The organism is Terrabacter aeriphilus, assembly GCF_039542985.1.
Taxonomy (GTDB): domain Bacteria; phylum Actinomycetota; class Actinomycetes; order Actinomycetales; family Dermatophilaceae; genus Terrabacter; species Terrabacter aeriphilus.
In genome coordinates this window covers 141,366-148,962 of the sequence record NZ_BAABIW010000026.1, presented here as the reverse complement: position 1 = coordinate 148,962, position 7,597 = coordinate 141,366, and the positions used below count along the sequence as shown (strand labels likewise).

The 7,597-nt window shown below is 70.1% G+C and carries 4 protein-coding genes; 2 read left to right on the top strand and 2 right to left on the bottom strand.

Annotated features, from left to right (window positions below; all coding sequences use genetic code 11):
- Window positions 1-245: 245 nt before the first annotated feature.
- Window positions 246-2,036, bottom strand: coding sequence for an outer membrane protein assembly factor BamB family protein (locus tag ABD979_RS18375; protein WP_345508963.1), 1,791 nt, complete (start codon window positions 2,034-2,036; stop codon window positions 246-248).
- A 294-nt stretch (window positions 2,037-2,330) separates the two neighbouring features.
- On the opposite strand from ABD979_RS18375, the gene ABD979_RS18370 reads away from it, so the two are divergent.
- Together ABD979_RS18370 and ABD979_RS18365 are read left to right on the top strand one after the other, a co-directional pair.
- The gene (locus ABD979_RS18370) at window positions 2,331-4,148 is read left to right on the top strand and encodes an amino acid permease (protein WP_345508962.1); all 1,818 of its coding nucleotides are present in this window, start codon (window positions 2,331-2,333) and stop codon (window positions 4,146-4,148) included.
- A gap of 3 nt (window positions 4,149-4,151) precedes the next feature.
- Window positions 4,152-5,051, top strand: a complete 900-nt coding sequence (locus ABD979_RS18365; RefSeq protein ID WP_345508961.1) for a universal stress protein — start codon at window positions 4,152-4,154, stop codon at window positions 5,049-5,051.
- A 48-nt stretch (window positions 5,052-5,099) separates the two neighbouring features.
- Here the strand turns inward: ABD979_RS18365 and uvrA are convergent, their stop codons facing one another.
- On the bottom strand, window positions 5,100-7,589 hold the full coding sequence (gene uvrA / locus ABD979_RS18360) for an excinuclease ABC subunit UvrA (protein WP_345508960.1): 2,490 nt from the start codon (window positions 7,587-7,589) through the stop codon (window positions 5,100-5,102).
- Window positions 7,590-7,597: the final 8 nt, after the last annotated feature.

Sequence of the window (7,597 nt, the reverse complement as noted above, 5' to 3'; positions counted from 1 at the left end):
GCCCTGGAAGACTTCACGCTCCGGAAGCGCCTCGGCCACCCATTGACGACAAAGGGGAGCCGGAAGGACGCGGACCTGGTCGCGGGGTCACACCGAAGCTTGACGGCCATCCCGCTCGCTCGCTCCCGAAGCTCGTCGAGGTAGTTCCTCGGTGCTGCCTTTACTCTCATCCCGCCGTGGAGTGAGAACGTCCATCAGACTCGGAAGGAGACAAACCATTGAGTTTCCGGACGCGCTGGGGCGGTTCACGTTGCCTGGTGCCCGAGAGGAACCGTCCCGCGTGACGGAGGTTGGAGCCCGAAAACGTCGATGATGCGGCCTGCGGTCATGATGAGCTTTCCGCGAGCGACGATGACGTTGTCAGCGCTCGCGGCATACGCCGAAGCCGCGTAGGCGGACTCCCAGAGCAAATCACCAGTTTCCGCCACCACTGGTGGCCATTTCGGCGAGGGATATACCACTCCGGCAGCAATGGCGACCGCAGTCGGCGCCGTGACCCCCGGTGTCTCCCAGAGTCGACGCCCATCAGCGCGTGAGAGGGCGCAGATGGCGGGAGCTTCGGCATTACCGCATGTAACGAAGAGTCGGGCAGCGCCGACTCCCAATACGTCCCCGGTCTCGTTTGCAGCGCGCCACTTAGTCCTGCCAGTGGTGGGGTTCAGGGCAATGATGCGGCCGGAGTAGTCCCGTGCGTACAGATCTTTGCCTGCGTGGGTATCACCGTCTCCACGCGTGAAGGCGAAGCGTGAGTCAACGGTCCGGGTCCACACGATGCGACCCGAGGACAGCGCCATGCCCTTCGCGATCAGGCGCCCGTTAGCCCCCAGATCGCAGTCGGGGATCACCTCAGCGACGACGATCAAGGGTCCGCATGTCACCGTTTCGTCGGCGCGCCATTCCTCTCTGCCCGAGGCTGCGTCGATCACGACGACGCCAGGTGTGCAGCACACCCCTGTTGAGTGACGGTAGGCGACTGTTGAAGCGCTCATCGTGAACGTGTCTGCGGGGACGTCCGCGTTCTGCCACAGCCGCGTTCCGGTTCGGGCGTCGAACGCCACGAGGAAGCCGGTGGGATCGCTGTTGGATAGGCAATCACTGAGGCTGACTAGGACTCGTCCTCCCTTCACAGCCAGACCGGTGGCAGGGTGTTCGCCGGGCCGGGGCCACAGCTGGCTCCGCCAGAGTGCGACCCCAGTGCTGATCTGGTGAGCCTCGACGTAATCCGCGCTGAGGTAGTAGATGACCCCGTCGACTGCGACGGCATCAGACGGCGGAGGTGGGCAGTCGAACGCGGGATTGTAGGGGGCCGTTACGAAGCCGCGCTCGTAAGTCAGGCGGCTCAGCGCACCAGGGGTCAGGGTGGACTCCGCCGGATTGAAGTTGCTGCCTGCAGCGTCGTGTCCCGCCATCGGCCAGGAGCTGGCGGAGTTCCATGAGGCGGTGGAAGCGGTGGAAGCGGTGGAGGCGGTAGAGGCGGTAGGCGCGGACAGCAGTCCTAAGAGCACGGCGGCGACCAACAACAGAGGGGGATAGCGGTGTCTCATGAAACGGCTCCTCGAAGAACGTAGCCCCGACCTTTCCATGCTGCTCCTGGATCCGGCGTTGCGCGCCAGTTCGCAGATGGTCGAACGACACTTGCTGTCAACGGCGGCTGAAAATGGACCCCGTCGCGACGGGTGAAGACGCACCCCTGTCCTTGGTTGGTCATGCTTGGTCCTCGGCTCCTGGGGGTGTGGGGACGCGGCCGAGGTCGCGGTGACGGCCGGGTCGGCAGTGATGAGGCCGTCGATGTGGGCGAAGCGGAAGTAGCCGCGCACCGCGTGCATCATCGTGTTGACGGAGGAGTCCCTCAGCCCGCGGTCACCGAGGCTGCGGATGTAGAGCTCGACGTGGGCGCGCTGGATCCCGGTCAGGGGATCGAGCCCGTTGGCCTCGCACCAGGCGAACCACTCCCGGAGCTGGAAGGCGTAGAGGGCATGGGTGCGCCCGGCGTAACGAGCGAGGAAGGACACCGCCGCGAGCTGGGCGGTCGACATGCTGGCAGGCTGGAACGGGAGAAGGGCCGTGTTGGCGGACATCGAGTCACCTCGCGCGGCGACTGACGTGGGCCGGACCCCGCTCGCCGCCGGCGCGGTCGGGCATCCGGGCGCACCGACGCTAGACCCGTCCTTGGCGCGCCGCCGAGCCCCGTGGACAGGGCAGGGCGCCGCCGCTAGTTTCGGAGGATCGACGTGGGGGAGTTCATCCCCTTCGGGCCGATCGAGAGGGATGTGCCATGTCTCGTCGCGTGCTGACCCACCGCCAATCCATCCCCAGCCAGGAGGTCTGAGATGTCAGGCGCCGGTCCGGAGCTGAAGAAGACCCTCAACCAGCGCCAGCTGACGATGATCGCCATGGGTGGCGTCATCGGAGCCGGCCTGTTCGTCGGGTCGGGAACCGTCATCAAGGCCACCGGCCCGGGCGCGTTCCTCACCTACGCCCTGTGCGGCGTCCTCATCATCATGGTGATGCGGATGCTCGCCGAGATGGCCGTGGCCAACCCGTCGACGGGTTCGTTCGCCGACTACTCCCGCAAGGCGCTCGGCGACTGGGCGGGCTTCTCGGTCGGCTGGCTCTACTGGTACTTCTGGGTCATCGTCGTCGGGTTCGAGGCGGTGGCGGGCGCCAAGGTCATCAACTTCTGGTTGCCGGGCGTGCCGACGTGGGTGCTGAGCCTCGTGCTCATGCTCCTCATGACCGGCACCAACCTCATCTCGGTGTCGTCCTTCGGTGAGTTCGAGTTCTGGTTCGCCGGCATCAAGGTCGGCGCGATCATCATCTTCCTCATCTGTGGCGGCCTCTTCGTCTTCGGCATCTGGCCCAACGCGAACCTCGACTTCAGCAACCTCACGGCCCACGGCGGTTTCTTCCCGAACGGCGGACTCGCCGTCACCGCAGGCGTGGTCACCGTCATCTTCTCGATGGTCGGCGCCGAGATCGCGACCATCGCGGCCGCCGAGTCGAACGACCCCGAGCGGGCCGTGAGCAAGGCCGCCAACTCGGTCATCACGCGCATCGCGATCTTCTTCGTCGGCTCGATCTTCCTGCTCGCCGTCATCCTGCCGTGGAACTCCTCGACGCTCGAGGCCTCGCCCTACGTCGCGGCGTTCCAGGAGATGGGCATCCCGTACGCCGACCACGTCATGAACGCCGTCGTGCTGACGGCCGTGCTCTCGTGCCTCAACTCCGGCCTCTACACCGCCTCGCGCATGCTCTTCGTCCTCGCCGCGCGCCGCGAGGCGCCGGCCGCGATGGTGTCGGTCAACTCCCGCGGCGTGCCGATGGTCGCGATCCTCGCGTCGTCGGTCGTCGGCTTCCTCGCCGTCATCATGGCGGCCATCTCGCCCGACACCGTCTTCTCCTTCCTGCTCAACTCCTCCGGCGCGGTCATCCTCTTCGTCTACCTGCTCATCGCGATCTCGCAGATCATCCTGCGCCGCCGCGCCGACCCGTCGACGCTCAAGGTGAAGATGTGGCTCTTCCCGACGCTGTCGGTCATCACCACGATCGGCATCATCCTCGTGCTGGTCCAGATGGGCCTGACCGCCGACGTCCGCATCCAGCTCGTGCTGAGCCTCGTCTCCTTCGGCATCGTGCTGATCCTCTTCTTCATCAACAAGGCCCGCATCGCGCGCCTGCCTGCCCGCGCCGTGCCCGAGCACACCGGCGAGGCGCGTCGCGTGCTCGTCCTCGCCAACCAGACGCTGGAGTCCGACGAGCTCGTCGACGAGCTGCAGCGCATCGACGCCCAGGGCGCGGCCACCTACTACGTATGCGTGCCGGCCAGTCCCGTCGAGACCGGCACCGCCGCGACCCACGGGGCCGTCTCGGTCAGGGACGCGACCACCGAGGCCGCGCAGCGCCGCCTCGAGCGCACGCTCGAGCTGCTGACCTCCCACCAGCTCGAGGCCACCGGCGCCGTCGGTGACCAACGGCCGCTCCGGGCCCTGCGCGCCGCCGTGCAGGAGTTCGACCCCGACCAGATCGTCATCGTGACGCTCCCTGCGGCGGAGTCGATCTGGCAGCGCTTCGAGGTGGTCGACCGCGCGGCCGAGCTTGGCCTCCCGGTGACGCACGTCGAGGCGGCCTCGCTCGTCGGCGCGGTGTGAGCCATGCCGATCGTCGTCGCCTACACGGCGGGGGACAGCGGCACCTCCGCGCTCGAGCTCGCGAGCGTGCTCTCCCGCTCGACGGGTGAGCCGCTCGTCGTCGCCGTGGTCGTCACCACCCCGCACGCTGCCGGAGCGCCACAGTTCGTCGACGGCGACTACCTCGCGCCGCTGACGCAGTGGGCCAACTCGGTGCTCGACACCGCCCGAGAACGTATGCCGTCCGGTGTCGCCGCGTCGTTCGAGGTGCACCGCTCGTCGTCCATCCCCGGTGGTCTGCTCGAGCTCGCCGCTCGCAGCAAGGCGTCCGCGCTCGTCATCGGCTCGTCGAGCAAGGGCCCGCTCGGCCGCATCTCGCTCGGCAGCGTCACCGACCGGCTCGTGCACTCCGCGCCCCTGCCCGTCGTGCTCGCACCGCTCGGCTTCCGCGCGGGACCCTCCGCACGGATCCGCCGGGTCAGCATCGGCTACGGCGGCTCCAAGGACGGCGGGCACGTCGCCGTGGCTGGGGCCAGGCTGGCCGAGTCGCTCGGCGCGGCCGCGCGCGTCGTCACCTTCGCCGTGCGCCCGCCGAAGCGCTTCTTCGGCGGCGTCGAGGAGTCCGCCGACGAGCTCGTCATCGACCGGTGGGTCACCCGGATGAAGGACGCGCTCGTCCGACAGGTCGGCGAGCTCGCACCGGGCCGGCTCGCGGACCGGCTGGCCCGCTCGCTCGTCGTCGGCGACGGGGTCTCGTGGGCCCACGCGATCTGGGACGTCGAGTGGGCCGACGGCGACCTGCTCGTCGTCGGGCCGAGCTCGTCGGCCCCCGCCGCGCGGATCTTCCTCGGGTCACGCGCCTCGAAGATCGTCCGCTCGGCCCCCGTGCCGGTCTACCTCGTGCCGGCGCCCCGCCGTCACTGACCGCCGTCACCGAGCGGCCGTCACCGAGCGGCCGTCACTGAGCGGCCGTCACTGAGCGGCCGCTCGCGCCTCCAGACGACGGGCCAGGTGCGGTGCCGTGACGCCGTCCTCGGCGGCTGCGACCTGCTCCGGCGTGCCCGCCGCGACGACGCGACCGCCCTGGTCGCCGCCACCCGGGCCGAGGTCGATGACCCAGTCGGCGCTGGCGATGGTGTCGAGGTGGTGCTCGACGAGCACGACGGTGTTTCCGGCGTCCACGAGGGCGTGCAGCTGCGCCAGCAGCAGCGCGACGTCGGCCGCGTGCAGCCCCGAGGTCGGCTCGTCGAGGAGGTAGAGCGCGTGACCGCGCCGGGCCCGCTGCAGCTCGGTCGCGAGCTTGATGCGCTGCGCCTCACCGCCGCTCAGCTCGGTCGCCGGCTGCCCGAGCCGCAAATAGCCGAGGCCGACCTCCCGCAGCGTCACGAGGCTCCGCGCGGCGGCGGGCACGTCGGCGAGGAAGTCGGCTGCCTCGTCGACGGTGAGCCCGAGCACGTCGGCGATGCTCTTGCCGTCGTAGGTGATCTCGAGGGTCTCGGCGTTGTAGCGCGCGCCGTGGCAGGTGGGGCACGGCGCATACGTGCCCGGCAGGAAGAGCAGCTCGACCGACACGAACCCCTCGCCCTGGCACGTCTCGCAGCGACCCTCGGCGACATTGAAGGAGAAGCGGCCCGGCCCGTAGCCGCGCTCACGCGCCTCGGGTGTGCCGGCATACAGCTTGCGCACCGCGTCGAACAGGCCGGTGTAGGTCGCGAGGTTGGAGCGCGGCGTGCGGCCGATCGGGCGCTGGTCGACGCGCACGAGGCGGTCGAACGACTCGAGCCCGGTCGCGTCGTCGACGTCGATCTCGAGCTCGGTCTCGTCGGCGTCGTCGGGCGCCTGGCCGAGGTGGCGGCGCACGAGCTCCGCGAGCACCTGCGTGACGAGCGTCGACTTGCCCGACCCGGAGACGCCGGTGACGGCGGTGAGGACGCAGAGCGGCACGTCGACCGAGAGCCCGTCGAGGTTGTGACGGCTCACCCCACGCAGGTGCAGCCAGCCCTGTGGCGTGCGGCCGTGCGGCTGCATCACCTCGGCGCGGCCGAAGAGGTGCGCGCCCGTCACCGACTCCGCCACCTCCTCGAGGCCGTCGACCGGCCCGGAGTAGAGCACCCGGCCGCCCTGCTCGCCGGCGCCCGGGCCGATGTCGACGACCCAGTCGGCGCGGCGCACGATGTCGAGGTCGTGCTCGACGACGAAGAGCGAGTTGCCCGAGCGCTTGAGCGCGTCGAGGACGTCGAGCAGCGGCTCGGCGTCGGCCGGGTGCAGCCCCGCCGACGGCTCGTCGAGCACGTAGACGACGCCGAAGAGCCCCGAGCGCAGCTGCGTGGCGATCCGCAGGCGCTGCGCCTCGCCGGGGGAGAGGGTCGTCGACCGGCGGCCGAGCGAGAGGTAGCCGAGGCCGAGCTCGAGCAGCACCGCGATGCGCTCGACGAGGTCGGCGCTGAGGCGCACCGCCACCTCGGTCGCCTCGCCCGAGCTGGCCGACGACGTCGCCGCCCCCGCCTCGGTCAGCTCGGCGACCGGCCGCAGGTGCTCCGAGAGGTCGGTGAACGACAGGGCGTTGGCCTCGGCGATGGTCAACCCGCGGAAGGTCACGGTGAGCGCGTCGGCGCGCAGGCCCGTACCGCCGCACGCCGGGCACCGCGCGCTGCGGACGAAGCGGAGCGCCTTGTCGCGCATCATCTGGCTCTTGGTGTCGGCGAGCGTGTGGCGGATGTGCTTGCGGGCGCTCCAGAAGGTGCCGTAGTAGTCGCGCCCCGTCGAGTCGTCGGCCTCACCCTTGCGGTCGATGAGGACCCGCGGCTGCTCGTCGGTGTAGAGCAGCCAGTCTCGGTCCTTCTTCGGCAGGTCGCGCCACGGCACGTCGATGTCGATGCCGACCGTCCGCGTCACGCGCACGAGGTTCTTGCCCTGCCACGCGCCCGGCCACGCCGCGATGGCGCCCTCACGGACGGTGAGCGACGGGTCCGGCACGAGCAGGTCCTCGGCCACGTCGTGCGCCTCGCCGAGGCCGTGGCACTCGGGGCACGCGCCGGCAGCGGTGTTGGGGGAGAAGGCCTCCGCCTCGAGACGCTGCATGCCCTCGGGGTAGCGCCCGGCGCGCGAGTAGAGCATCCGCAGCAGGTTCGACAGGGTGGTCAGCGTGCCGACGGTGGAGCGTGAGCTCGGGGCGCCGCGGCGCTGCTGGAGGGCCACCGCGGGCGGCAGGCCGGTGACCTCCTGCACGTGCGGCGCGCCGACCTGCTGGAGCAGGCGGCGGGCATACGGCGCGACCGACTCGAAGTAGCGCCGCTGCGCCTCGGCGTAGAGCGTGCCGAACGCGAGCGAGGACTTGCCCGACCCCGAGACGCCGGTGAAGGCGACCATGGCGTCGCGCGGCAGGTCGACGTCGACCGTCTTGAGGTTGTGCTCCGCGGCGCCGCGGACGTGGACGAAGTGGTCGATCGGGTCGCTGTGCACCCCTCCTG